This is a genomic window from Curtobacterium sp. VKM Ac-2887 (assembly GCF_015350935.1).
Taxonomy (GTDB): domain Bacteria; phylum Actinomycetota; class Actinomycetes; order Actinomycetales; family Microbacteriaceae; genus Curtobacterium.
In genome coordinates, this window is sequence record NZ_JADKSB010000004.1 from 43,995 (window position 1) to 66,849 (window position 22,855).

The window sequence follows — 22,855 nt, forward strand, 5'->3', positions numbered from 1 at the left end:
GATCTCGACGTACCGAGGGTGACGTCCTGGGGTTGACGTACCGAGGTGATCACCCTACAGTTTCACGCACGTGAAAGGTGTTTCACGGGCGTGAAACACGGAACGAGTGCGCAGGACGAGGGAGTTCAGATGATCCGGGAGTCATTCGATCGAGGATGGACCGTGCAGAAGGAGGGCGCTTCGACGCCCCCGGTCGGACCGGTGACACTGCCCTACGATGCGATGCTCTTCGAGCAGCGCGACGCCAAGACGAAGAACGGCGGCAACACGGGCTTCTTCCCCGGCGGCGAGTACCGCTACACGAAGACGTTCACCGCCCCGGCGGAATGGGCCGACAAGACGGTCGTGCTCGAGTTCGAGGGCGTCCACCACCGGTCGCGCGTCTTCGTGAACGGCACCCTCGCGTCGTACCGCCCGTCGGGCTACGCGCTCTTCCACGTCACCCTCGACGACCTGCTCGAGTACGGATCCGAGAACACCGTCGAGGTCGTGTCGGACAACACCGACGAACCGAACAGCCGCTGGTACACGGGCAGCGGGATCTACCGCCCGGTCCACCTGCTCGTCGGCGACCGGACCCACGTCCTCCCCACCGGGCTGCGGCTCGCCACCGAGGGCCTGGTCGGCACCACTGCGACCGTCAGCATCGCGACGACGATCCACAACCCGGAGCCGACCACGCGGACGCTCCGCATCGTCGCCACGATCGCCGGCCCGGACGGCACGACGGTCGCGACCGCTGCGGACGACCTGGAGTTCGGGCCGGAGTCCGACACGACGGTCCGGCAGCAGGTGTCGATCCCCCGTGCGGACCTGTGGAGCCCGGAGTCCCCCCAGCTCAACGTCGCGACCGTCACCGTCCTCGACGACGACGCCGTCCTCGACACCGTCACGGATGACTTCGGCGTCCGGACCCTCAGCGCGGACCCGAAGAACGGCCTCCGCATCAACGGTGTCACGGTGAAGATGCGCGGCTCGGCGATCCACCACGACAACGGCGTCATCGGCGCACACACGCTCGACGCAGCCGAGGACCGGCGCATCCGCCTCCTCAAGGCCGCCGGGTTCAACGCCGTGCGGAGCGCGCACAACCCGGCATCCCGAGCACTCCTCCGCGCATGCGACCGCCACGGCGTGCTGGTGATGGACGAACTCACCGACGCCTGGTTCCGACCCAAGGTGAAGCACGACTACAGCGAGCACTTCGAGGAGTGGTGGGAGCGTGACCTCGAAGCCCTCGTGGCGAACGCGTACAACCACCCCTCGGTCGTCATGTACTCCATCGGCAACGAGATCTCCGACACGGTGACGCCTCGCGGCGTCGAGATGAACCGCACGCTCGCCAAGCGGGTTCGCGAACTGGACCCGACGCGACTCTCGACGAACAGCATCAACGGGTTCCTGAACCTGATCGCACCCCAGGACGACGCGAAGATCGCGGCCCAGCAGGAGAAGGCGAAGAACAGCGACGAGAACCCGAACCGCAACCTGATCCGTGTCCTCAACCTGATCATCGGGATCCTCGACAAGATGCTCGACCGGATCGTCCGTCTGCCAGCCGTCGACAAGCGCACGCGCGACGTCTTCGCCGAGGTCGACGTCGCGGGGTACAACTACATGGTCGGCCGCTACAAGCTGGACGGACGACTGCACCCCCACCGCGTCATCGTCGGCAGCGAGACGCGCGCAGCGCTGACCGCGAAGATCTGGCCGCAGGTCGAGCGGCACTCGCACGTGATCGGCGACTTCGCCTGGACGGGCTGGGACTACATCGGCGAGGCGGGGATCGCGTCGAAGCAGTACGGCACGAAGAAGCGTTCGATCTACCACCCGTACCCCGCCCTGCTCGCGGCAGAGCCCGTGATCGACATCACCGGTTTCCGGCAGAGCCAGTCGTACCTCAACGAGATCGCCTGGCACCTCACCAAGGGGCCGCACCTGGCCGTCGAACCCGTCAACCACTCGGGCGAGACCGTGGTGAACACCGGCTGGCGGGCGACGAACTCCGTCCCGAGCTGGAGCTGGGCCGGCTGCGAAGGGCGCGAAGCGACCGTCGAGGTCTACGCCGACGCCGCCCGCGTCGAACTCCTCCTCGACGGCCGTGTCGTCGGCACAGCGCCCGGCGGCCGCGACGACCTCTACCTGACGAAGTTCACGCTCCCCTACGCGCCCGGTTCACTCACCGCCGTCGCCTACGCGGCGGACGGTACCGAGATCGGCCGCGAGACGCTCGTGACCGCCGGACGCGACCTCGAGCTCCACGTCGAGCCGGAGACCTCGGAGATCCGCGCCGACGGGGCGGACCTGCTCTACGTCCCCATCCTGCTGACCGACGCCGCCGGCATCGTGAAGCCCCTCGCCGACCGCAGCGTCACCGTCACGGTGGACGGGCCGGCCACACTGCTCGGACTCGGCAGTGCCGAGGCGATCACGACCGAGGCGTTCGCGAGCGACACCCACCGCACGTTCTTCGGCCGCGCGCAGGCCGTCCTCCGCGCGCAGCACGAGTCGGGTGACGTCACGGTGACCGTCTCCGCGGCAGGGTGCGAGCCGGTCAGCGTGACGATCCCCGCCGTCGAGGCCGTCTCGACCAGCGACACCCTCACACGAACCTGACGGAACACCGCAACGACCGCATCGGCCGTTGACCCCGAGCCCCGCTCGACCTACTATTCCACGCACGTGGAAAAATACCCGATCACGCACCTCCGATGATGAAGGAACGCAGATGCCACAGGAGAAGAACCTGCCGATCAACGAACCGACGCTGCTCGGCGTCGGTCAGCCGGTGACCGTCGACGACCCGACCGGGTCGATCGGTCTCTCGGACGAACCGGAGGACATGCAGCGTCGCCTCTGGGTCCTCTACCCGCTCGCGAGCCTCAGCATCTCCGCTGTCTCCGGCGGCGTGAACGGCGCGCTGCTCGCGAAGCTCATCGCGGGCTTCTCGGGGGCGAACGAGGCAAGCCAGGCCGCGGTCCTCGGCCTCGCACTGTCCATCTCGGGGATCACGTACTTGCTGGCTGCGCCGATCGGCGGGCTCCTGTCCGACCGCACCCGCACGCGGTTCCTCGGGCGTCGGAACCTCTGGGTCCTGATCGGTGCTGTGGCCGGCGCGATCGCGCTCATCGCCCTGGGGTCGTCACCGAGCATCCCGGCCCTGGTCGTGCTCGCAGCAGTTGCGACCATCCCCGTCGGCGTCGTCCTCGCCGCCACCAGCGCCGTCATCCCGGAGCGGGTCCCGATCCGCTCCCGTGGGCGCATCTCCAGCATCAACAGTCTGATGGCGCTCGTGGGCGCCGGCCTGGGCATCGCCGTCACCTCACTCGCACCGACGGTGTTCATCGGCTTCGTCGAGCTCGCGATCCAGCTCGTGGTGTTCTGCGCCCTCTTCGCGTTCTTCACCCGCGACGAGCCAGCCCCCGTGAAGGAGGTCGTGTACGAGAACGGCGCCGTGGTCAAGGCGAAGCACATGTTCCCGACGCCGAAGAGCCACCCGGACTACTGGTGGACCTTCGCCGCTCGTGGGCTCGCGTTCATGGCGTACGGTCTCGCGACCGGTCTGCAGCTGTACTCCCTGCGCGACTACTTCGGTGCCGGTTCGACGCACGACGCGAGCCTCGTGCTCGCGCAGATCATCCCGTTCAGCACGATCGCCCTCGCCGTCGCGGCGATCCTCGGTGGACTCGCCGTCGACCGGTTCGGCCGGCTCAAGCCGTTCGTGATCGCATCGTCCCTGCTGTTCATCCCGGCGGCGCTCGTCCTCGCACTCGTGCCGAGCATCCCCGGAGCCTTCATCGGGTTCATCCTCACCGGGCTCGCCTTCGGCTCGTACATCTCGGTCGACGGCGTGCTGATGACGCGGGTCATCCCGAGCAAGACCCACGCGGGACGCGACCTCGGCATCCTCAACGTCTCCGGCTCGGTCGGCAGCATCATCGCCCCTGCGCTCGCCGGCGGCCTCGTCGCCGCCACCGGGTACGGGCTGGTGTTCTTCCTCGTCATCGCCGCCGGCGCGCTCGCCTCCGGCTGCGTGGTGTTCATCCGCTCCGTCCGCTGACCCAGGAGACGGCGAACGCCGCTGGCCGGTCCCGCACGGGGGCCGGCCAGCGGCGTCTTGGTGTCCAGTCACGACGGACGGGAGGCGCGGTGCGGGTCCGCACCGTGCCTCCCGTCCGTCATGTGCGAACGCTCACCGCACCGGACGCGTGATCAGACGTCGGTCGCCAGCAGTGCGTCAGGAACCGCAGCGTCCAGCTCGTCCAGGCTCCAGATGCCACGCGGGTCGTCCTGCTTGACGAGGGACGGGCCGTCGGCCTCGTGGGTCCAGCGGGTGACCTCGGTGCCCTTGACCGAGAACACCTGGCCGGAGACGCCCGCCGCGGCGTCCGTGCAGAGCCACGTCACCATCGGGGCGATCCGGTCCGCGGGCGGCAGGTAGAAGCTGCCGAAGTCGTCCTCCGGCACGCCCTGGGCACGCAGGGCGTCGTCCATCTCGTCCTTGTACAGGTCGAAGGTGCGCGTCGCAGCACCCGGCGCGTAGCAGTTGAACGTCACACCGCTGTCGCGGTACGTGTTCGCCAGGTCGTGTGCCATGCCGATCCCGCCGTTGAGCACCGCCGCGCCGAGCGGGTTGGTCTGGGTGCCGCGGGCGATCTCCGACGTCGCGAAGACCACACGCCCCCACCCGCGCTCGAGCATGCCGGGCACGGCAGCACGCGACAGCCAGAACTTCTGTCCCAGGTAGAGGTTGAGGAGCTTGTACCAGGAGTCGTCATCGGCCTGGATGCCGGCGAGGGACCCGGTGACGAGCGCCCCGGCGTTCGCGACGACGATGTCGCACGAGCCGAAGGTGTCGTTCGCGGTGGCGACCGCACGGACACAGCCTTCAGGATCTGCGATCGAGTCGTAGTTCGCCACTGCGCGACCGCCGGCTGCGGTGATCAGCGCGACTGTTCCGTCGGCCGCTGCCGAGCTCTTCCCCTCGCCGCCGACGTCGGTGCCGAGGTCGTTGACGACGACGGACGCTCCTTCTTCGGCGAGCTTGAGGGCGATCTCCTTCCCGATGCCGTTCCCTGCACCGGTCACCAGTGCGACCTTGCCGTCGAGACGCTTGCTCATGAGGACTCCTGTTCGTGTCGATCCATCGTTGGACTTACGAGACCAATTGTCGCGTAATACCTCTCGGAGGCGACTGGGAGTTTCCGGGAACGCCGAAGGCCCGCCCGGTCACCGTGACCGGACGGGCCTTCGCGTGCCTCAGTGGGACGAGGTCGCCCCCGCGTCGACGCGCACCGTCGAGAAGTAGCTGCGCTCGCTCGACTTCAGTGGCCGCGATGCACCTTCGACAACGAACGATCCGGTGACCGCGGTGTCGTCCGAGGAGCCCCCGACGAACACGTCGACCCGTCCGGGGTCGACCGAGAAGCCGCCGCGGGCGTTCGTGTAGCCGAGCTGTGCTGCCGGCAACGTGAACGTCACCCGCTGCTGTTCGCCCGGTTCGAGTGCGACCCGGGCGAATCCCTCGAGCTGCTGCTCCGGCCGGGTGACCCCGCTCGTGTTCGCGCGGATGTACAGCTGGAGCACCTGGGCGCCCGCCACGTCGCCACTGTTGCGGACACTCACGGAGATGGTCGCCTCGCCGTCGGTCGTGATGGCGTCGGGGGTGACCGCCACGTCGGCGATCTCGAACGACGTGTAGCTGAGGCCGTGGCCGAACGGGAACAGCGGGGTCGCCGGTCCGTCGATGTAGTGGTTCCCGAACGGCGTGTGGCTGCGGTAGCCGCTCGCCGACCGCTGGTGGTGGAAGATCGGGATCTGCCCCTGCGACCGCGGGATCGTGAACGGCAGCTTGCCGCTCGGGTTGACCGCCCCGGCGACGACCCGTGCCAGTGCGCGGGTTCCGCCGACGCCGTTGAACGACGCGGTGACGATCGCGTTCGCCTGCAGGAGCGACTCCGGGAAGAGCGTCGGTCGGCCGACGACGAGTACCGCGACCGTCGGCTTGCCGAGCGCCGCGACGGCGTCGATCAGTCGACGCTGGACCTCCGGGAGCTCGATGCTGAGCGAGTCGCTCGCCTCGCCCTCGGTCCGCTCGCCCTGGAACCACTTGCTCCCGCCGCCGACGGCGAGCACGACGACGTCGGCGTCCCGGGCAGCATCCACTGCGCGCTCGAACGCGCCGTCCTCGAGCTCCGAGAGGAGCGCCGTCCCCGGCTCCGCGACGACCGAAGCGCCGAGCGCCGCGAGCTCCTCGGACAGTCCGCGGACACCGTACTCGCTGCGCACCCAGTCCTCTTGTTCGAGGGGCTTCTTGTTGGAGGGGTCGGCCGCCGGGAGGTGCTCCTCGACGCCGACCATGTTGTTGAAGCCACCCGCCGCCATGAAGAGCCCGACCTCGCGAGCCGCCGGGAAGGTGTACGCCGGGTACTGCAGCGACGCTGCGTTCGCGTGAGGACCCACGACGGCGACCCGCGGCTGCTTCGCGAGGTCGAGCGGGAGGATCCCGTCGTTCTGCAGCAGGACGACCCCACGGTCTGCCATCTCGTTCGCGATGTCGTAGCCCTCGGTGCGGACCGCGTCCATGTCGATGTGCTCCTGCGCGTACGGCTGCTCGAACAGCCCCAGCTCGAACTTCGTCGTCAGGAGCCGGAGGACCGAGACGTCGACCTGAGCTTCGTCGACCCGGCCTGCGCGCACTTCCTCGGCCAGGGTGGCCCCGTACGACCACGGGGTCGGCAGCTCGAGGTCGAGGCCCGCCTCGATGCCGAGACGACCCGCTTCGGCAGCGTCGACCGCGGCCTTCGCACGCTGGACGACGTGCTGGAAGGAGATGTAGTCCGACGAGACGTAGCCCTGGAACTCGAGGGTGTCGCGCAGCAGCGTCGTGAGCAGCTCGTACGAGATCGCCGCGGGGACGCCGTCCACCTCGGAGTAGGTGTTCATGACCGACCGGAGCCCGGCGACGTGGATCGCCGCCTCGAACGGGCGCGCGAACACGTCGCGGACCCGTCGGGAGCCGGCCTCGACGTTCGAGGAGTTCAATCCCCCCTCGGACGCGCCGTACCCGAGGAAGTGCTTCCCGGTCGCGACGACGCCGTTGGCCAGGTCGTCCGTCTGGAGGCCCGACACGTACGCGGTGCCGAAGGCCGAGGCGAGGTACGGGTCTTCACCGTAGGTCTCGTGCACGCGACCCCAGCGTGGCTCGAGTGCGACGTCGAACTGCGGGCCGAGTGCCTGCCGCAGGCCGAGGCGACGCATCTGCGTCCGCACCAGGTCACCCATCTGGTGGCTCAGCTCAGGGCTCCAGGTCGCGGCCACACCGCTCTCCGTCGGGAAGACGACGTGCCCGGGCGCCTGCGTGCCGGCGATCGCCTCGTTGTGGAACACCGCGGGGACACCGAGGCGAGTGTTCTCGACGAGGTGTCGCTGGATGAGGTTGATCTCGTTCGCCACCTGCTGCGGCGTCGTCCCACCGGTCGAGGTGAGCGGGGCGACCTGTCCGATGCCGTTGCCGAGGACGCCCCCGGCGGTCTCCGGGTTGAGCGCACCGACGGCGAGGACGGACTGCGGCTGGATGCAGGTGAGCTGCTGGGCCTTCTCCTCGATCGTCATCTCGGCGAGCAGCAGCGCAGCACGCTCTCCGGGGGGCAGGGACGCATTGCGGAAGGAGTTGGTGTCGGACATGGCCGGATTCCTCTCTGGTGCGCGTCGGCGCAGCGGGACTTCGTTGTCGGTGCTCGTATTTACTCACGGGCGTGGAAAAAGCGTAGCCTGGAGATCCCGACGCGGCAAGCGCACGAAGGGAACGCTCAGGTCGGGCAGAATGATCGAGCACGAGAGGATCGCCATGGCGGACGGAACGACGGCTGCGCCGAAACCGCGTCGAGGGCGCCCACCGCGGATCTCTCGCGCATCGATCATCGAGGCCGCACAGGGGCTCCCCCTCGACGAGCTGTCGATGCAGGCCGTCGCGGATCGGCTGGGCGTCGACCGGTCGAGCATCAACTACCACTTCGCCGACCGGGACGAACTCTTCGCCATCGTCGCCTCCGCCACGCTCGACTCCGCACTTGCCGGGTACCGACACCCGGAGAGCGACGACTGGCGCGAATGGGTCCGGACCTACGCGCGGAGTGTGCACGCCGCACTCCTGCAACACGCGACACTCGCGCTCTACGTTCGGCTCCCCCTCGGTGCGGACGCCCGGGCGCTCGCCCCCGTCGAAGGCACGATCCAGAAGATGCTGGAGGCCGGCTTCAGCGACGAAACCGTGGCCCATGCCGTCGCGTTCGTCAGTGAGATCGTGCACGCGACGGCGCAGAACGAGATCCTGGTGGCGCGGGGCACACACCCGCAGGGGCCGGAGCTCACCCGTTTCCTCGCCACCCAGTCCGAATCCGAAGCCCCGGGTCTCCGTCGCTTGCTGGAACTCGATCCGCTCGGGAACGATTCGCACTTCGAGTTCGCGCTCCGCGTGTTCATCGCCGGTCTGGACGCCCAGCTGCGCGAGCAAGCCTGACCCGCCGCACCGTCCGGATCACCGCAGTGGAGCGCTGAGACCACGAACGACCGCCGCCACACGCTCGGCTTGCGTGGCCCGCTGGGCGGGCGGACGTCCCAGGCTCTCGTCCAGGAGTGCGTCGGCCACCCCCTCGTAGTAGACGGCGACCGCAGCGCGTGCCACCTCGACGGCGGGCAGGACGAGCGCGACGTCTGCACGCGCGGCGATGACGGCGACGCGCTCCGCCAGGCGCTCCAGCATCTCGTCGCGACGTTCAGCGAACACCGCTCCGGCCGACGCCGACGCCGACGCGTACCGTTGGAGCTCAGAGCGGACGACGACCCATCGACGGTCGTCGGCATGGTCGGGGAACAGTGGTTCGATGAGCTCGGCGAGAGCGTCGATGCTCTCGGACGCCGGCCCGGGATCAGCCGGGATCATCGCCGAACGGATGTGCTCGATCCGACGGTCGAACTCGCGGTCGACGAGCGCGACGAACAGTTCGTCCTTCGAAGCGAAGTTCGAGTAGAAGGCACCCCGCGTGTACCCAGCAGCCTCGCAGATCGCGTCGACCGAGGAGGCGGCGGTGCCGAGTGCCGCGAACAGATCGAACGCACCGTCGAGCAGGCGATCACGTGTCACGGCGCGACGACGAAGGGGCCGTTTGCTCGCGTCCGTCGTCATCGCCCTCATCCTCCACCGGGCCTAGCGTAACGATGCTCTCGCTCCTACACTCGATACGAAGTCGTATTCAATGCAATAGTGCATCGAACTGTTCTGGTGTACGTCATGACGGAGGAGATCGACGATGGGCCCGTTCACGTTCCAACCCGTCTGGGTGACAGAGGACGTCCTGATCTACGCGGCGACACTCGCGGTGGTGTTCTTCATCATCAAGACGGAGGCGCAACCGGTGGCGCGCATCATGGAGATGGTGGCGTTCACCGTGCTGGACAGCGCCGTGTACGAGAACTTCGCGACCGTGATCGGGCTGTACGGCTACGGGCACTCGATGCTGATGCTGTTCAACGTGCCGATCTCCGTGCCGCTCTTCGAGTACCTGGTGCTGTACTCCGCGCTGAAACTGTTCGAGTACACACACGTACCGTCCTGGCTGAAGCCGCTCGGGGCCGGGTGGCTCGCCGTGGTCGCGGACTTCACCCTGGACCCGGTCTCGGTGCACCAGCGGTTCTCGACACTCGAGGGAACGGTGAGTCGTTGGTGGTGGAACCTCGGCGACGGGTGGGTGCAGATCTACGACGAACCGGTGAAGAACTTCACCGGGTGGATGGCCATCATCGGGTGGGCAGCGGTCACCGCACTCCTGGGGCGCGCCTGGCACCGCCGGTCGGGCTACAAGCCGTGGGTTGGTGTCGTGTACCCGATCATCGCCGCTGTCGTCGCACTCGGCCTCACCATGTCGCCGTTGACGAGCATGCTCCTGATGTTCTCACCGGTCCTGCCAGCGGGAACCGCCTTCGAATGGGTCGGCTTGGGCCTGTCCCTGGTTGTTCCGCCTGTTCTCTTCGCGCTGTTCTGGCGCGGCAGGATGCGCCCGGGACTGTCCGTGCGCACGCACTGGCCAGTGTTCGCTGCGCTCGGCGCGTTCCCGGTCATCAACCTCGGCTTCACGCTCGCCGGCGGTGACTGGGAGATCCTCTGGCTCGAGATCCTCGGGACGGTGGTCATGGAAGCGGTGCTCGCACTGTTCGTGATCCGATCCACGCGCGCGACATCCGAAGTCAACGACCACCAACTGCGAACTCCCGACCTCAGTGCAGCGCGAGCGCCCGGGCGATGAACCGGGAGGCCGCGTCGACGACGTGATCAGGAGCACTCGGCGCTGCGATCAGCCGTTGGATGGCGGACTGGACCACGCCGAGGATCAGATCGGTAGCGAGATCGGGATCGTCGTGCGGCACGAACACGCCCTGCGACACCCCATCGGCGATGATCCCGGACAGTCGGTTCCTGACGTCCTCGAAGGGAGCTGTCGCCCGCGTCCGGTCGAGTTCTCGGAACGACTCGGGGCGGATCTGCAGGAGGTCGAGACTCCGTGCGTCCTTCGCGAGGACGACGATCACGACGCGCACCACGATGTCGAGTCGTTCCCCGACGGGGGCTGGCGAGCCCGCGATCGCGACGTCGACGGAGTCCACGAGACGACGCCCTGCACGCTCCGCCGCCGCCATGAGGAGCGCCGACTTGTCGTCGACGTAGTTGTACACCGTTGCGCGTGACACCCCGACGCGGGCTGCGACGTCACCGAGGGTGAGCGCGTCGTACCCCTTCTCTGCGAGCAGGTCTTCGAACGCGTCGAGCACCGCCGCCCCGGTCTGGGCACGGTGCTCGGCGACGGTCGCAGCGCGGATCTTGGGCATGTCCTCATACTGCCGGTCTCCGGGCTCCGGCTCATAGTCCCTTCTCAGTTTTGTTAGACATGATGTCACTATTGAGATGACAACGTGTCGTGTAAAAGCACGTCGCCTGAGAAGGGAACTTGGCGCATGGAACACCGAGAGCACCACCAGTCCACCGAGGCGCAACGGCCCCCGACAAGAGGCTGGCGCAAACTCCTGCTCGTCGTGGGCGCGGTGCTCGTCGTGCTCATCGGGCTCATCGTCCTGGGCGCGTTCGTGCCCGGCATCCCGGGAGTCGGCCTGGTCGGTTCAACACTCTCCGGCTACGCAGCCTGGATCGCAGTCGCGGCGTTGGTCGGTACTGCCGCCTGTATCTGGCTCGTCATCCGACGCCGTGCCGCGTGGCGCGTGGCCTTCCTCGCGATCACCGGCGCGACCGCGATCGGCGCTGTCGTGATCACCGGCCAGCTCATGGCCGTCGGCAGTGCGAACGGCGCACCGGTCAACCCGTTCGCCTCGCCCGTGGCGGCGTCCGCCCCGGACGACACGCACGTCTACGCCCGCGCGGACGGATCCCCGCTCGACGTCGCCGTCTGGAAGCCATCAGCCCCCCGCAGCAGCAGTGGCACTGCGCCGGTCGTGATGTTCGTGCACGGCGGCGGATGGATCAGCGGGTCGGCAACGGACGACAGCGGCGACAAGCGGTGGTACGCCGACCACGGCTGGCTCGTGCTCAGCGTCGACTACTCACTGTCGAGCGACACGAAGCACGAGTGGAACACAGCGGTCCGCCAAGTAGAGTGCGCGATGGTCTGGGCCGGCGACCACGCCGCCGACTACAACGGCGACATCTCCCGATTCGCGGTGATCGGGGATTCTGCAGGCGGGAACCTCGCGATCAACGCATCGTACCGAGCCGACTCCGGGTCCTCGGAGCCGTCGTGTGCTGGAACCGTTCCGAAGGTCTCCGCTGTGGCAACCGCCTACCCCGCGGTCGATCCTGTCTCGTTCTACGACAACGACGATCTGCTCCTCGGACCCGCTTCGAAGGGCGTCGCAAAGTACCTCGGCGGCACCCCGACCGAGTACCCCGACCGGTACCGGTCCGTCGCATCGACGACCTACATCACGCCTGAGGCGCCCCCCACGCTCGTGCTCGCCGCGACCAGCGACCACCTCGTCCCACCGATCGGCGCGTACCGCTTCGTCGACGAGGCGCGTGGAGCGGGCGTCGACGTCTCCCTGGTGAAGGTCCCGCACGCGGAACACGTGTTCGACCTCGCGCCGCTCGGGAAGCAGCTCCGTCTCGGGATCACCGAAGCGTGGCTGGAGGACCAGGGGCTCCTGGACTGAGCACGGCCGACGCCGCGGTGCGTGCCCTCAAGGGGACAGCGCCGCGGCGATCGCCGGCGCGAGCTCGCGAGCCCAGGCCTCGTACCCGGCGGCATTGAGGTGGAGCCCATCAGTGCTGAGCTCGCGTCGGATCGCCCCTCCCGCGGTGGCCATGGTGGGCCAGAGGTCGATCCAGCGAGCACCGTACTCGTCGGCTACTGCGCGCTGGTGCGTGTTCAGGAGCGTGATGCGCTGCGCGAAGCGACGCTGGCGCGGCATCACGCTGTTCACAATCAGGGGCGCCGAGGTCCGGCGGGTGATCTCGAGCACCAAGTCGCCGAATCGTCCGACGATCGCGTCCACACCGGCCCCGTCCCCGCCGTGCGCCAGATCGTTCGTCCCGATGAGCAGTGAGACCACCGTCGGCTGGTCGACGGCCGTGTCCAGCCGGCGGAGCACATCGGCGATCTGATCGCCGCCGACGCCACGGTTCACCACATCGACGCCCGGGAGCCAACGGCTCCACGAACCGCCTTCCGTGATGCTGTCTCCGAGTACGACCGCCCTGCCGGCGGGTGACGGGAGCATCTGGAAGTGCTCGGACCGGAGCTGTGCAGCCCGGGAAGTCAATCCACCCCGCAGCGCTCCTGCCCGGCCCCCACGAGCGACCCCGACGGTGAATCCGAGGGCGGAAGCGACGGCCGAGGCGACCGTTGCGTAGGTCTCGGCCGACCACGCGGTCATACCGAGGACGGTCCGGGGAGCGAGACGGTCGTCGTGGACGGACGGTTCGATGAAGCCGATTCCGGCTTCACGACACCGATGCTCCAGCAAGCGGTTCCACCGTGCCGGGGCGGAGTCCTCGAGTGCCGCGGGGACACCGACCAGGAGCGTCGGCGCCGCTCGCGCACGCTCCGTGGCAACCCGGATCATGGCGGCCACGTCAGCGTCGGAACGATCCGGACGATCGCGCAGCCGTCGCCCCGAGACCTCGGTCAGTCCGGGGAGGAGCACGATCGCGCTCGGATCGACGACCTGACCGAGCAGATGTGTGAGTTCGCCGACCGTTCGGAGCCGCTCTCCGACGACTCTCGTTCTCGTCCCTGGGAACCACTCATTCCAGTTCCCGAGCACCGCTTGGTCAGCCCCCACGATCGCCAAGTGGCCGGGAAGGGTCGACTCGCCCCGAGACTGTCCCGTGTCGACGTACCTGCCGATGAGCCCCCGGAGGGCCACACCCCGGACGCTCACCCTCGGCTCCCGCGGCCGGGGTGCGGCACGCCTGCCGCGGGGAGAGTCGCGTCGCGCATGGGTACTCCTCGCTGATGAGGTGCGATGACCGGGCCGACCCCCCTTCGAGTGGTGGCCGACCCGGTTCGTTCGCTCTAAGGACGGTCAGAGGCTTGCCATCTCGCCCTTGAGCTCGTCCAGCACGGCGGGGTCGACGTTGGACGCGGCCATGCCGAGCACGGCGTTGAGGGACATCGCGCCGGCCATCGCGATCATCGGGTTGTCGACCAGCTCCGGCAGGTGCCGGTGGATGATGGTCCGGCTCTCCGGATCGGCGAGGATCTCGCTGAGCGGAGACCGGTCGAGGTCCCAGCGCTGCGTCGACTCGACCTCGGCCTCCGCCGCGTCCCGGAAGGGCGGGACCGCCTGCGTCCAGTCCTGGTAGCGCAGGCCGAACCCGAAGGCGAACGTCGGGTCATCGGTGTCCGAGGGGACGTCCTCGCGGCTGGCGAGGACAGCCGCCATCGAAGAGGGCAGTTCGAACGGCAGCTTGCCGAGCGGCTCCAGCGCACCGAAGAGGACCTGCACGAAGGCGTCGTCGTGCGAGCCGAAGTTGACGATCAGCGAAGCGACGTCGTCCAGGAACGGCGCGACGATCGCAGGCCGGTCCAGGTAGACGTCGACGATCGTCGGCACGGTCGCGGCGACGGTTCGGATGTGCTCGAGCTCCGCGGGGTGGAAGTCGAGCGAGCCGGCGTGGAAGAAGTTCTCCAGGTCCCCGGGCTCACCACGGACCTCCCAGGGCGCCACCACGCGGAGCACGGCCACGTCGGCCTCCTCCGGGGTCGACACGATAGAGGCCCACTTGCGGAGCACCTTCGGGTCGATGCCCTCGGCGTAGACCTTCGTGTCGGGCGCGAGCGGCAGCTTCGCAGTCCCCGTGTCGTTCTTGAGCAGGGTCTGTGCGTGCGCCTGCGCCTCGAGGCCGAGCTGCCGGGACTCAGCGGACCCGACGGTCGCCTCTGCCGCTGCCACGTCGACGTAGGGCTGCTCGAACAGTCCCAGGCGGAACTTCTCACGGAGCAGGCGTCGCACCGACTCGTCGAGCCGCGCCTCGGTGATGTGGCCGTCGCGGACGAGCCCGACCAGCCGTGCCGGTTCCGTCTCGCCGCCGAACTGGTCCACACCGGCGTCGATGGACTTGATCATCCGCTCTTCCTCGGTCAGCTCCTCGACACCCCAGAACTGCCGCGACACGATGCCCCAGTCGGTGCAGATGATCCCCTCGAAGCCGAGCTGGTTGCGGAGGATGTCGGTGAGGATCACCTTGTTGAAGTTGAAGCCGACCTCCTCGAACTCGGTTCCGACGGGCATCCCGTAGTACGGCATCATCTGCGAGACGCCGGCGGCGATGAGCTTCTTGAACGGCTCCAGGTGGTACTCGAACATGTCGCCCGGGTAGACCTGCTCCCGGCCGTACGAGAAGTGCGGGTCCTCGCCGTCCTTCTGGGGTCCGCCACCAGGAAAGTGCTTCGCCATGCCGGAGACCGACCCCACGCCGATCTCGGCGCCCTGGAGGCCGCGGACGTACGCGGCGCCGAGGCGTCCGACGATGTCGGCATCCGAGCCGAACGTGGTGCTCGCCCGCGACCACCGCGGTTCGGTGGCGATGTCGACCTGCGGGTGCAGGGCCGTGCGGATACCGACGGCGAGGTACTCGCGGCGGATCACGTCGGCGAAGCGCTCGACCAGAGCCTCGTCGTCGAGCGCTCCGAAGCCGAGCATCTCGGGCCACTGGGAGAACGGGCCGGCGAGCAACGACGTGGCGGGGTTGTCGCTGAACGAGTGTCGCGGGTCGGTGGAGAACGTGACCGGTATCCCGAGCGGCGACTTCGCGACCTCGGCCTGGACGGCGTTCGTCCACTCCGCGATCTCGCGGGCCGAGGGTGCCTGCAGGATGTTGAAGTGGGTGATCCCCCGGTCGAGCAGGGTCCGCGCGTTCGGCAGGCCGAACAGGCCGTCACCGTCGAAGTCGCCGAACGGCAGGATCGGGTGGAACATCAGCGCCGCTTTGTCCTCGAGCGTCATGCGGGAGAGCAGGTCTTCGACGCGCTGTTCGATGGAGCGGGTCGCGTCCTGGTACGGGTGGTCGGTGGTCATGATGGTGCCTTTCGTGCGGGGAGGAGGAGGGCAGGTCAGCGGACCTGGCGGATGCGGAGGACGACGAATGAACCGGCGATCGCCATCGCGGCACCGACCGCGAACCAGAGCGTGTAGCCGCCGTCGAAGAGCGCGTTGCCGAGTGGGATGAAGACCAGGCCGGCGAGGAGGGGCGCCAACGCCCCCGGCAGAGCACCGGCGGCGTTGAGGATCCCGAGGTCCTTGGCGGTGTCGTCGGGATTCGGCAGGACGGACAGGCACATCGCTTGGTCGACTGCGAAGAAGCAGCCGGCGCCGGCACCGGTCAGGGCCTGCGCCACGAGCAGCACGGTGAGTCCACCGCTGTGCCCGAAGAGCGGCGAGAGTGCAGTTCCGGCGACGCCGACGGCGATGACGAGTCCCGAGATGACGATGAAGAGCTTGCGGCGCCCGGCTCGGTCGGAGACGAAGCCGCCGACGACGCTGAACGCGATCAGCGTGCCGACCCCGATGATCTGGGCGATGGCGTTGAAGGCCAGCTGCTCCTGCGTGTTCATGCCGTAGGAGGTCGCCAGGAACAGGGTCAGGTAGGTCGACACGCTGCCGTAGGCGACGAGGATCAGGCCACGGCTGAGGAGCGCCCACCCGAAGTCGGGGTGTTTGCGAGGGTCGAAGATGAACGACGTCAGCAGTTGGCGGAGGTTGAGTGTCGTCGAGGGTTCCTGCGTGCGGACGTGGTCCTTGAGGACACCCGTGAAGACGACCATCAGGACGACCGCGATGATGCCGGGGACGACGAAGCGGAGCACCTCGTTCGGCAGGGCGTTGAGGAGCACCGCGCCGATGAGGAGCCCGGCGGGTGTCGCCGCGCCCAGGATGCCGGAGACGCCACCTCGCTTCGCGACCGGGACCTGGTCCGCGACCGTTGCGTTCATCGCGGCCTGCGCGATGCTCCCGAAGAACTGGCAGCCGCACCAGGCGACGAGCAGCAGGAACACGTTCGGCGCAACGCCACACCCGATGAGGGCGAGGAGCAGCCCGACGACCCCGACGAGGAGGAACGGCCGACGACGACCGAATCGTGACATCGACCGATCGGAGAGGCGCCCGGCGAGCGGCTGGGTGACGAGCGAGAAGGCGAGTCCGACGCCGGTGACGAGCCCGAGCCGAGCCGGAGCGTCGGCGAGCCCGACGAGACTCTGGACCTTGACGGAAAGCCCACCGATCGTCGGACCGAGCAGCGCCAGGAAGAGACCGAAGGACGCGAATGCGACCGACGGGACGTACCCGCGCGGGCTCCGGGTCAGAGCGACCGCGGGGATCGCTTCGGTCTGCGTCATGTGAACTCCTTCGTTCGGACGGGAAGTTTTTCCCGAGCGGGAACTGTTTTCCCCCGAGCGGGAACTGTAGACTCGGGACCGCCGAAGGTCAAGTCCACCGAGGGAGCCCCCCATGCCGAAGCCGAACGGGAACGCGCCCACTCGGAAGCAAGGCCGGCCGAGGCGGGTCGATCGGTCGCAGATCATCGCGGTCGCCAAGTCACTCGACCCGAGCCGGCTGACCATGCAGGCGATCGCTGACGAGCTCGGTGTCGACCGGAAGACGATCAACTACCACGTGACGGACCGGGACGGCCTCCTCCGGCTCGTCGCTTCGGACGTGTTCGAATCCCACTTCCAGGCAGCGTTCCGCGGCGAACACGGGTCTCGCGAACCCGGAACCGAGCTGCCCTGGACCGAGATGACGCGCCGCTGGGCGATCGCGGTGCGGGACAGCGTCGTCGTTTCGGGCACCCCGACGCACTACTACCGGATCGGCGGAGCGGACACGGCGATGTTCGAACCGGTGGAAGAGGTTCTGCAGAGCATGCTGCGCGCGGGCTTCGATCGCCTCACTGCGAGCCGCGGGCTCGTCTTCCTGACCCGCTTCGCGATGGGGGTGGGCCGCGACATCGTGATGGAGTCGAGCATCGGCGAGCACCCGCAGAGTCCGGAGGTCCGACGCGCGTTCGAAGCAGACGACAGCGATCGCTTCGAGGCGTTCCGGTGGATGATGGACAACGACCTCAACGGGCCGAGCGACATCGAAGAACAGTTCCTCTTCGAACTCGACGTCTACATGGCCGGCATGGCGAAGCGCCTCGCCCCGATCGTCTGAACGGAGCGAGGCCCTCCACCACGATCAGTCCGCCGTTGCCCGCCGCAGAAAGTCCGCGAGCGTCGCGACGGTGCCACTGACCTCCGGCACTTCGCGCGTGCGATCGAGATGCCCGTGCGGCATGCCTGCTGCGAGGTACAACGCAGCGTCGACGCCGGCGCCCACTGCGGCGCGGTGGAACGCCTCACCACCCGGCCGCAGGTCGTCGTACTCGGACACCACGGTCAGCAGGGTCGGGAGACCAGTGAGCTCGATGTCCGCAGCATCGGCGAGCGGAGCCTGCCCGCCACCCGTGTACGCACCGTACATCTGGTCGACGATCCGCTGCGACATCCGGGTGGGGCCGAGTTCGACGGAGAGCTCGGCGTCGATCGCCGAGTCGTCGACGAGTGTGCGGTACAGCAACGGGTACACCAGGGCGAGCGCGTCGGGGGCGCCCCCGTCCCGGTCACGGAGTTCCGCAGTGGCCGCGAGCGCGATGCTCGCGCCCGCCGACGCACCACCGAGGGCGATCGGCCGGTCCGGGAGACCGAGTTCGGTACGGTGCGCACGGACCCACTCCACAGCGTCGCGCACCTGCGTGTGCGGGATCGGGTAGGTGACGTCCTGTCCGTTCGACAAGGCGTAGTCGACAGTGACCACGAGGATGCCGTGCTCGAACGCGAGTTCACGCGCGACGGTGTCGGACTCCGGCATCCCGATGCTGCCCCCGGCGAACCCGCCGCCGTGGACCCAGACGAGTCCGAGGTCGGCAGCGGACGTCGGCAGGTAGAGCCGGATGGCGACCGGGCCGACCGTGGTCTGGATCTCCTGTTCGCGGACCTCGCCGGTCGGCACGGGGAGCGTGTGGTCGTCGTGGAACGCCTGGGCGAGCTGGGCGGCGGTGGCCGGATCGGCCATCGCCTGCTCGATCGACGGGAAGCGCTTGACGGCTTCGAGACGGTGGGCGAAGTACGGGTGCAGTGGCATGGGTTCCTCCGAGGTCTGCCGCGTTGCATGATCGGGAACGAGGAGTGGGGCGCCGGGCGACCGACACCCCACTCAGGGGTCAGTGACTCACGCCAGGACGGTACCGGGGACCAGGACGTCGAGTTCCTCGAGCGTGTACGGCGGGTTCTCGTCGGGGTCACCCTTGGTGATCGTGTTCCGGTCCTCGTACTCACTCCAGACGCTGATGCGTCCGCCAGCGGAGTGGAAGACCTTCCCCGTGACGTCCGCCGCCGCGTCGGTGCAGACCCAGGTGACGATCGGCGGGACGTGGTCCACGGGGCCGGGACCCTTCTTCGCGCGGAGCCACATCTCCTCGGACATCTGGCCGGCCTTGTACGCGGCCTCGAGCCCGGGCAGCGCGTTCTCGTAGGTCCGCGTCGAGGCGCCGGGCGAGAGCACGTTCACCGTGACGCCGGTTCCCTTGAGGTCCGTCGCGAGTCCCTTCGCGAGCGAGATCGTGGCACCCATCCCAGCGGCGAAGACGGGCGCACCGACGCCGCCCATGGCACCTTCGGACGCGGTGAGGACGATACGTCCCCACCCGCGCTCGACCATCCCGGGGACGACCAGTCGGGACAGCCAGAACTTCTGGTTGAGGAACAGGTCGATGACCTTCTTGTACTGCTCGTCCGTGGAGTCGATGCCGCCGGCCATCACCGCACCGGCGTTCGCCAGCAGGATGTCAACCGGACCGAAGGCGTCCTCGGCGGTCTTGATGAGGTTCTCGCAGCCGGCGAGGTCAGCGACCGAGTCGTAGTTGGCGACGGCCTCTCCGCCGGCGGCGATGACCTCGGCGACGGCGGCATCCGCAGCTTCCGAGCTGACGCCGGTGCCGGTGGCAGTGGTACCGAGGTCGTTGATGACGACGCGGGCACCCTGGGCGGCGAGCGACAGTGCCATCGCCTTGCCGACACCGTTGCCGGCGCCGGTCACGACGGCGACCTTGCCCTTGAGCCGATCACTCATGGAACTTCTCCTTCTCGAGTCTCCGTCGGCGAGGTGCCGACGGTAATTACGCAACTAATAGTTGCGTAATTACCCTGACCTGTCCATGGCGTTCAGCCGTGCACTTGCTGAGAGCATTCAGGCTCCACGGCCATCCGGTCCGATGCCGTCGAAGACGACCGAGGTCAGGTCCTGCAGGAACTCGGGAGTGAGCTCCTGCCGTGTGAGCAGCCGGTAGACCAAGGTGCCGACGACCATCTCCGCCACGGTGCCCGACGGGGTGTCCGCGCGCACCTGACCGGCCGCCGCCCCCGCGCGCAGCAGGGCCGCCAGCGTGTCGTTCGTCGAGTAGTCGACCTGGTCCCGGAACCGTTCGGCGACGCTGTTGTCCTCGGCGGACGCCGCGGTGGCAGCTCGGATGAGCGAGGCGGTCTGGGGGTCGCTGCTGTACTCCGCGAAGCGGCTCACCCAATCACGCAGGTCGTCGTGGACGTCGCCCTGCGCAGCGGGCTGGAGCGGCGGCGGCAAGAAGAACCCCTGCAGGATCAAGTCCGCGACCAATGCGTTCTTGGACGGGTACCTCCGGTAGATGGTCTGCTTCGCGATGCCGGCTCGCGCAGCGATCCGGTCGAACGAGAGCCGGTCGTACCCGCCTTCGCCGAGCTCCGCCCGTGTCGCCTCGAGGATGGCGCGCTGCACCGTTTCACTGCGCGGTCTGCCGCGGCGTGCTTCTGCCATGTACCGAGTATGGGCCGGGAGGCGCGGTGCGGGCCCGCACCGCGCCTCCCGTCGGCGGTGTCAGCGTTCGTCGCTGCGGTGCCGGTCGACGAAACGTCGGATCTCGGCGCTGAGGTCCTGGTCTTCCGGAGCGGAGCCGCCGAAGCCGCCGTGGGGCATGGCTTCGAACACGTGCAACTCGGCCTCGACGCCGGCGTTCCGGAGCTTTCGGTGCATCCGCACTGTGTTCGACAGGAACAGGTCGCGCGTGCCGGACTGCAGGAACGTCGGAGGGAAGTGTGCAACGTCGCCGAACAGGGGTGACAGGTAGGGATCTGCCAGATCATGACCGGCCGCGTACAGCAGGTTCTGCTGCCGGCAGCTCGAGAGGATGTTGTCCACGCCGTCGAGCGTCTGGAAGGTGTCCCCCGATTCGGTGAGGTCGACCTCGGGCGTGGTCAACACGAGTGCGGCGGGCATCGGGAGGCCCTCGTCGTGTGCGCGGAGCATGAGCGCAGCAGCCAGGTTCCCGCCGGCGGAACCACCGCCGACGAAGATCTCCTCGGGACGGCGGATCTCGAGCAGGGCGCGGTAGACGGCGATGCAGTCGTCGAGCGCGGCCGGGTACGGGTGGAGCGGGGGCATCCGGTAGTCCACGCTCCACGTCGTCATGCCGGCGCTCAGCGCCACACCGGAGGCCATCAGGCCGGCGAGTTCGCCCCCGCCGAGCACGAGCGCGCCGCCGTGCAGGTTGAGGTAGATCGGACCGGTGTCGGACTCGGGCAGCCCCGCTGGACGGACGATGTACGTCGGGACACCGCGGACGTCGACGGACTGGCTCGTCACCGGGAGCGTTGCGTCCAGGAATCGTGACTGCACGAAGGCGTCGATCTGTCCGATGTACTGCAGCCAGGCCGCGGTGTCGTCGAGCTCGGGCATCGGCTGCTCGGAGGGCGGGAGCTGCAGCCACTGCTGTGCTGCCTCGCTCACGCTCGAAGGGGGCGGGAAAACCGGTCGGGGCGTCATTGCTTCTCCTTGGGGTCGGTTCTGCGTGGTGGGTTGTGGTCAGTCCCAGAGGTCGCCAGCTGCGGACAGCTGGGCCCAGTGTCCGCCGTCGACCACCAGGTCGGCACCGTTCACGTAGGACGCCATCGGGCTGTTCAGAAAGAGCATCGGTGCGACCTGTTCGTCAGCAGTGGACCGACGTCCGATGACGTGGGTGGTCGCATCGAGCATCTCCGCGGGGAAGACGTTCTCGATCGCCTCGAGCATCGGTGTCTGCACCGACCCCGGGCTCACGGTGTTGATGCGGATCCCTCGGGTGATGAGCGCCGAGGACGTCGTCATCGTCCAGACGTTGAGCGCCTCCTTGCCGAAGGCGTAGGGGTGTCCTGCCCGGTCCGCGTTGGACTCGTACCAGGCGAGCGCAGCGTCGAACGACTCGGCCCCCAGGAACTCGAGCAGGAGCGGCAGCCGCTTGCGCCAGCGGAACCCGCCGTCCGACGAGGTACTCACGATCGCGGCGCCGTCGGACATCCCCGCCGCAATCCGCTCGGTGAGTAGCCGCGTCCCGAGGAAGTTCACGCGGAGCAGGTCCATCGGCGGTGCCATCGGCGGCAGTGCGGCGCAGTTGAAGAGCGCGTCGACGCTGCCGCCGACGACCTCGGTTCCCCGCCGGATCGAATCCGGGTCTCCGAGGTCGACCTCGACGAAGTGTCGGAGCGATGGATCCGGCTCGTTGCGGTCGACTCCGATGACGTCCGCGCCGAGGTCGAGCAGTGTCCGTGCGACCGCGCGGCCGATGCCGGACGAACAGCCGGTCACGACCACGCGCTTGCCGAAGTAGTCGGTGAAGTCCACGGCGACGTCCGAGCCGGTCACGCCCGCTCCGCCTGGTCGACGGCCACGCGGTAGAGCCCCATGGTGCGGACGATCTCGTTCGGGTTGGTGATGTCCTCCTCGTAGCACCACTTGCCGTCGCCCGCGTAGCAGAACGGCGACAGCCCGATGAACTGGTACGGGTCGCCGCCGTCCGGAGCCGGTCGCTGGTTGAGCGTGTAGACGACCACCAGGTCGTTGTCGATGACGTACCAGTCCGGGGCAACGATCGTGGGCATCGGCTTCTCGCCGGTGGCGCCCTTCACCCAGGCCCGGATCGCCTCGCGGCCACGGAAGACGCCCATCGAGTGCTCGACGTAGACGGCGTCCTCGGTGAAGAGATCGACCCAGGGGTCCCAGTTCCCCGTCGTCGTGCCGACCGCCGAGAGTGCGAAGTACGTCTCGAGGGCGGCTTCGACCTCGGCCCGTGGGAAGGGCCCGGGTCGCCGAACTTCGTCGGCGAGGAACGAGAAGCCGCGTTCCGGGATGGCGCCTTGCGCTGCTGAGTGGTCCAAGTGGTCAACCTCCGGGAGTCCTGTCATGTAAACGCTGTTTACACTAACCCGCTACACTGGTGATCGTCCACAGGATCGACGACGAAGGC

The 22,855-nt window shown here is 68.4% G+C and carries 19 protein-coding genes; 6 read left to right on the forward strand and 13 right to left on the reverse strand.

Annotated features, from left to right (window positions below; all coding sequences use genetic code 11):
- Positions 1 to 129 precede the first annotated feature (129 nt).
- Positions 130 to 2,616, forward strand: coding sequence for a glycoside hydrolase family 2 TIM barrel-domain containing protein (locus tag ITJ69_RS05995; protein WP_228505002.1), 2,487 nt, complete (start codon positions 130 to 132; stop codon positions 2,614 to 2,616).
- A gap of 112 nt (positions 2,617 to 2,728) precedes the next feature.
- The gene (locus ITJ69_RS06000; protein WP_194672285.1) at positions 2,729 to 4,060 is read left to right on the forward strand and encodes an MFS transporter; all 1,332 of its coding nucleotides are present in this window, start codon (positions 2,729 to 2,731) and stop codon (positions 4,058 to 4,060) included.
- 152 nt (positions 4,061 to 4,212) lie between these two features.
- Here the strand turns inward: ITJ69_RS06000 and ITJ69_RS06005 are convergent, their stop codons facing one another.
- Both ITJ69_RS06005 and ITJ69_RS06010 read right to left on the reverse strand, forming a co-directional pair.
- Positions 4,213 to 5,121 (reverse strand): SDR family NAD(P)-dependent oxidoreductase, encoded by a 909-nt coding sequence (locus ITJ69_RS06005; RefSeq protein WP_194672286.1) that lies wholly within the window; start codon positions 5,119 to 5,121, stop codon positions 4,213 to 4,215.
- A 138-nt stretch (positions 5,122 to 5,259) separates the two neighbouring features.
- The gene (locus ITJ69_RS06010; RefSeq protein WP_194672287.1) at positions 5,260 to 7,686 is read right to left on the reverse strand and encodes a glycoside hydrolase family 3 N-terminal domain-containing protein; all 2,427 of its coding nucleotides are present in this window, start codon (positions 7,684 to 7,686) and stop codon (positions 5,260 to 5,262) included.
- On the opposite strand from ITJ69_RS06010, the gene ITJ69_RS06015 reads away from it, so the two are divergent.
- Entirely contained in the window at positions 7,685 to 8,521 is an 837-nt protein-coding gene (locus ITJ69_RS06015) for a TetR/AcrR family transcriptional regulator (protein WP_228505054.1), read from the forward strand. The genes ITJ69_RS06010 and ITJ69_RS06015 overlap by 2 nt on opposite strands.
- A gap of 18 nt (positions 8,522 to 8,539) precedes the next feature.
- Here the strand turns inward: ITJ69_RS06015 and ITJ69_RS20345 are convergent, their stop codons facing one another.
- On the reverse strand, positions 8,540 to 9,145 hold the full coding sequence (locus ITJ69_RS20345) for a TetR/AcrR family transcriptional regulator (protein WP_323743007.1): 606 nt from the start codon (positions 9,143 to 9,145) through the stop codon (positions 8,540 to 8,542).
- A gap of 166 nt (positions 9,146 to 9,311) precedes the next feature.
- Here ITJ69_RS20345 and ITJ69_RS06025 point away from each other — a divergent pair, with 166 nt between their 5' ends.
- Entirely contained in the window at positions 9,312 to 10,304 is a 993-nt protein-coding gene (locus ITJ69_RS06025; RefSeq protein WP_194672289.1) for a carotenoid biosynthesis protein, read from the forward strand.
- Here ITJ69_RS06025 and ITJ69_RS06030 read toward each other — a convergent pair.
- Positions 10,276 to 10,884: a TetR/AcrR family transcriptional regulator gene (locus ITJ69_RS06030; RefSeq protein WP_194672290.1), complete on the reverse strand. Its 609-nt coding sequence runs from the start codon at positions 10,882 to 10,884 to the stop codon at positions 10,276 to 10,278. The two genes, ITJ69_RS06025 and ITJ69_RS06030, sit on opposite strands and share 29 nt — an antisense overlap.
- A 126-nt stretch (positions 10,885 to 11,010) precedes the next feature.
- On the opposite strand from ITJ69_RS06030, the gene ITJ69_RS06035 reads away from it, so the two are divergent.
- Positions 11,011 to 12,216, forward strand: coding sequence for an alpha/beta hydrolase (locus ITJ69_RS06035; protein WP_194672291.1), 1,206 nt, complete (start codon positions 11,011 to 11,013; stop codon positions 12,214 to 12,216).
- Between the two features lie 27 nt (positions 12,217 to 12,243).
- Here ITJ69_RS06035 and ITJ69_RS06040 read toward each other — a convergent pair whose 3' ends face one another.
- The 3 genes from ITJ69_RS06040 to ITJ69_RS06050 all read right to left on the reverse strand — a co-directional run bounded on the left by ITJ69_RS06040 (position 12,244) and on the right by ITJ69_RS06050 (position 16,904).
- Complete coding sequence (locus ITJ69_RS06040; RefSeq protein ID WP_194672292.1) at positions 12,244 to 13,128, reverse strand: GDSL-type esterase/lipase family protein; 885 nt, start codon at positions 13,126 to 13,128, stop codon at positions 12,244 to 12,246.
- A gap of 462 nt (positions 13,129 to 13,590) precedes the next feature.
- Positions 13,591 to 15,585 carry a glycoside hydrolase family 3 protein gene (locus tag ITJ69_RS06045; protein WP_194672293.1) on the reverse strand — a complete coding sequence of 665 codons (1,995 nt, stop codon included), beginning with the start codon at positions 15,583 to 15,585 and terminating at the stop codon, positions 13,591 to 13,593.
- 35 nt (positions 15,586 to 15,620) lie between these two features.
- Entirely contained in the window at positions 15,621 to 16,904 is a 1,284-nt protein-coding gene (locus ITJ69_RS06050) for an MFS transporter (RefSeq protein WP_194672294.1), read from the reverse strand.
- Between the two features lie 112 nt (positions 16,905 to 17,016).
- Here ITJ69_RS06050 and ITJ69_RS06055 point away from each other — a divergent pair, with 112 nt between their 5' ends.
- Positions 17,017 to 17,721: a TetR/AcrR family transcriptional regulator C-terminal domain-containing protein gene (locus ITJ69_RS06055; protein WP_194672295.1), complete on the forward strand. Its 705-nt coding sequence runs from the start codon at positions 17,017 to 17,019 to the stop codon at positions 17,719 to 17,721.
- Between the two features lie 24 nt (positions 17,722 to 17,745).
- Here ITJ69_RS06055 and ITJ69_RS06060 read toward each other — a convergent pair whose 3' ends face one another.
- The 6 genes from ITJ69_RS06060 to ITJ69_RS06085 all read right to left on the reverse strand — a co-directional run bounded on the left by ITJ69_RS06060 (position 17,746) and on the right by ITJ69_RS06085 (position 22,766).
- Entirely contained in the window at positions 17,746 to 18,690 is a 945-nt protein-coding gene (locus tag ITJ69_RS06060; protein WP_194672296.1) for an alpha/beta hydrolase, read from the reverse strand.
- An 87-nt stretch (positions 18,691 to 18,777) separates the two neighbouring features.
- Positions 18,778 to 19,677 (reverse strand): SDR family NAD(P)-dependent oxidoreductase, encoded by a 900-nt coding sequence (locus tag ITJ69_RS06065; RefSeq protein WP_194672297.1) that lies wholly within the window; start codon positions 19,675 to 19,677, stop codon positions 18,778 to 18,780.
- A gap of 117 nt (positions 19,678 to 19,794) precedes the next feature.
- Entirely contained in the window at positions 19,795 to 20,394 is a 600-nt protein-coding gene (locus ITJ69_RS06070; RefSeq protein WP_194672298.1) for a TetR/AcrR family transcriptional regulator, read from the reverse strand.
- Between the two features lie 60 nt (positions 20,395 to 20,454).
- Positions 20,455 to 21,363: an alpha/beta hydrolase gene (locus ITJ69_RS06075; RefSeq protein ID WP_323743009.1), complete on the reverse strand. Its 909-nt coding sequence runs from the start codon at positions 21,361 to 21,363 to the stop codon at positions 20,455 to 20,457.
- Between the two features lie 75 nt (positions 21,364 to 21,438).
- Complete coding sequence (locus ITJ69_RS06080) at positions 21,439 to 22,254, reverse strand: coniferyl-alcohol dehydrogenase (protein ID WP_194672300.1); 816 nt, start codon at positions 22,252 to 22,254, stop codon at positions 21,439 to 21,441.
- The gene (locus ITJ69_RS06085; protein ID WP_194672301.1) at positions 22,251 to 22,766 is read right to left on the reverse strand and encodes a YybH family protein; all 516 of its coding nucleotides are present in this window, start codon (positions 22,764 to 22,766) and stop codon (positions 22,251 to 22,253) included. Before ITJ69_RS06085 ends, ITJ69_RS06080 begins: the two co-directional genes overlap by 4 nt.
- Between the last annotated feature and the right edge of the window lie 89 nt (positions 22,767 to 22,855).

Excerpts from the sequence above, each read along its gene's own strand:
- ITJ69_RS05995 (WP_228505002.1), top strand. The coding sequence starts at position 130 with ATGATCCGGGAGTCATTCGATCGAGGATGGACCGTGCAGAAGGAGGGC.
- ITJ69_RS06000 (WP_194672285.1), top strand. The coding sequence starts at position 2,729 with ATGCCACAGGAGAAGAACCTGCCGATCAACGAACCGACGCTGCTCGGC.
- ITJ69_RS06005 (WP_194672286.1), bottom strand. The coding sequence starts at position 5,121 with ATGAGCAAGCGTCTCGACGGCAAGGTCGCACTGGTGACCGGTGCAGGG.
- ITJ69_RS06015 (WP_228505054.1), top strand. The coding sequence starts at position 7,685 with ATGGCCGGATTCCTCTCTGGTGCGCGTCGGCGCAGCGGGACTTCGTTG.
- ITJ69_RS06010 (WP_194672287.1), bottom strand. The coding sequence starts at position 7,686 with ATGTCCGACACCAACTCCTTCCGCAATGCGTCCCTGCCCCCCGGAGAG.
- ITJ69_RS06025 (WP_194672289.1), top strand. The coding sequence starts at position 9,312 with ATGGGCCCGTTCACGTTCCAACCCGTCTGGGTGACAGAGGACGTCCTG.
- ITJ69_RS06030 (WP_194672290.1), bottom strand. The coding sequence starts at position 10,884 with ATGCCCAAGATCCGCGCTGCGACCGTCGCCGAGCACCGTGCCCAGACC.
- ITJ69_RS06035 (WP_194672291.1), top strand. The coding sequence starts at position 11,011 with ATGGAACACCGAGAGCACCACCAGTCCACCGAGGCGCAACGGCCCCCG.
- ITJ69_RS06040 (WP_194672292.1), bottom strand. The coding sequence starts at position 13,128 with ATGATCCGGGTTGCCACGGAGCGTGCGCGAGCGGCGCCGACGCTCCTG.
- ITJ69_RS06045 (WP_194672293.1), bottom strand. The coding sequence starts at position 15,585 with ATGACCACCGACCACCCGTACCAGGACGCGACCCGCTCCATCGAACAG.
- ITJ69_RS06050 (WP_194672294.1), bottom strand. The coding sequence starts at position 16,904 with ATGACGCAGACCGAAGCGATCCCCGCGGTCGCTCTGACCCGGAGCCCG.
- ITJ69_RS06055 (WP_194672295.1), top strand. The coding sequence starts at position 17,017 with ATGCCGAAGCCGAACGGGAACGCGCCCACTCGGAAGCAAGGCCGGCCG.
- ITJ69_RS06060 (WP_194672296.1), bottom strand. The coding sequence starts at position 18,690 with ATGCCACTGCACCCGTACTTCGCCCACCGTCTCGAAGCCGTCAAGCGC.
- ITJ69_RS06065 (WP_194672297.1), bottom strand. The coding sequence starts at position 19,677 with ATGAGTGATCGGCTCAAGGGCAAGGTCGCCGTCGTGACCGGCGCCGGC.
- ITJ69_RS06070 (WP_194672298.1), bottom strand. The coding sequence starts at position 20,394 with ATGGCAGAAGCACGCCGCGGCAGACCGCGCAGTGAAACGGTGCAGCGC.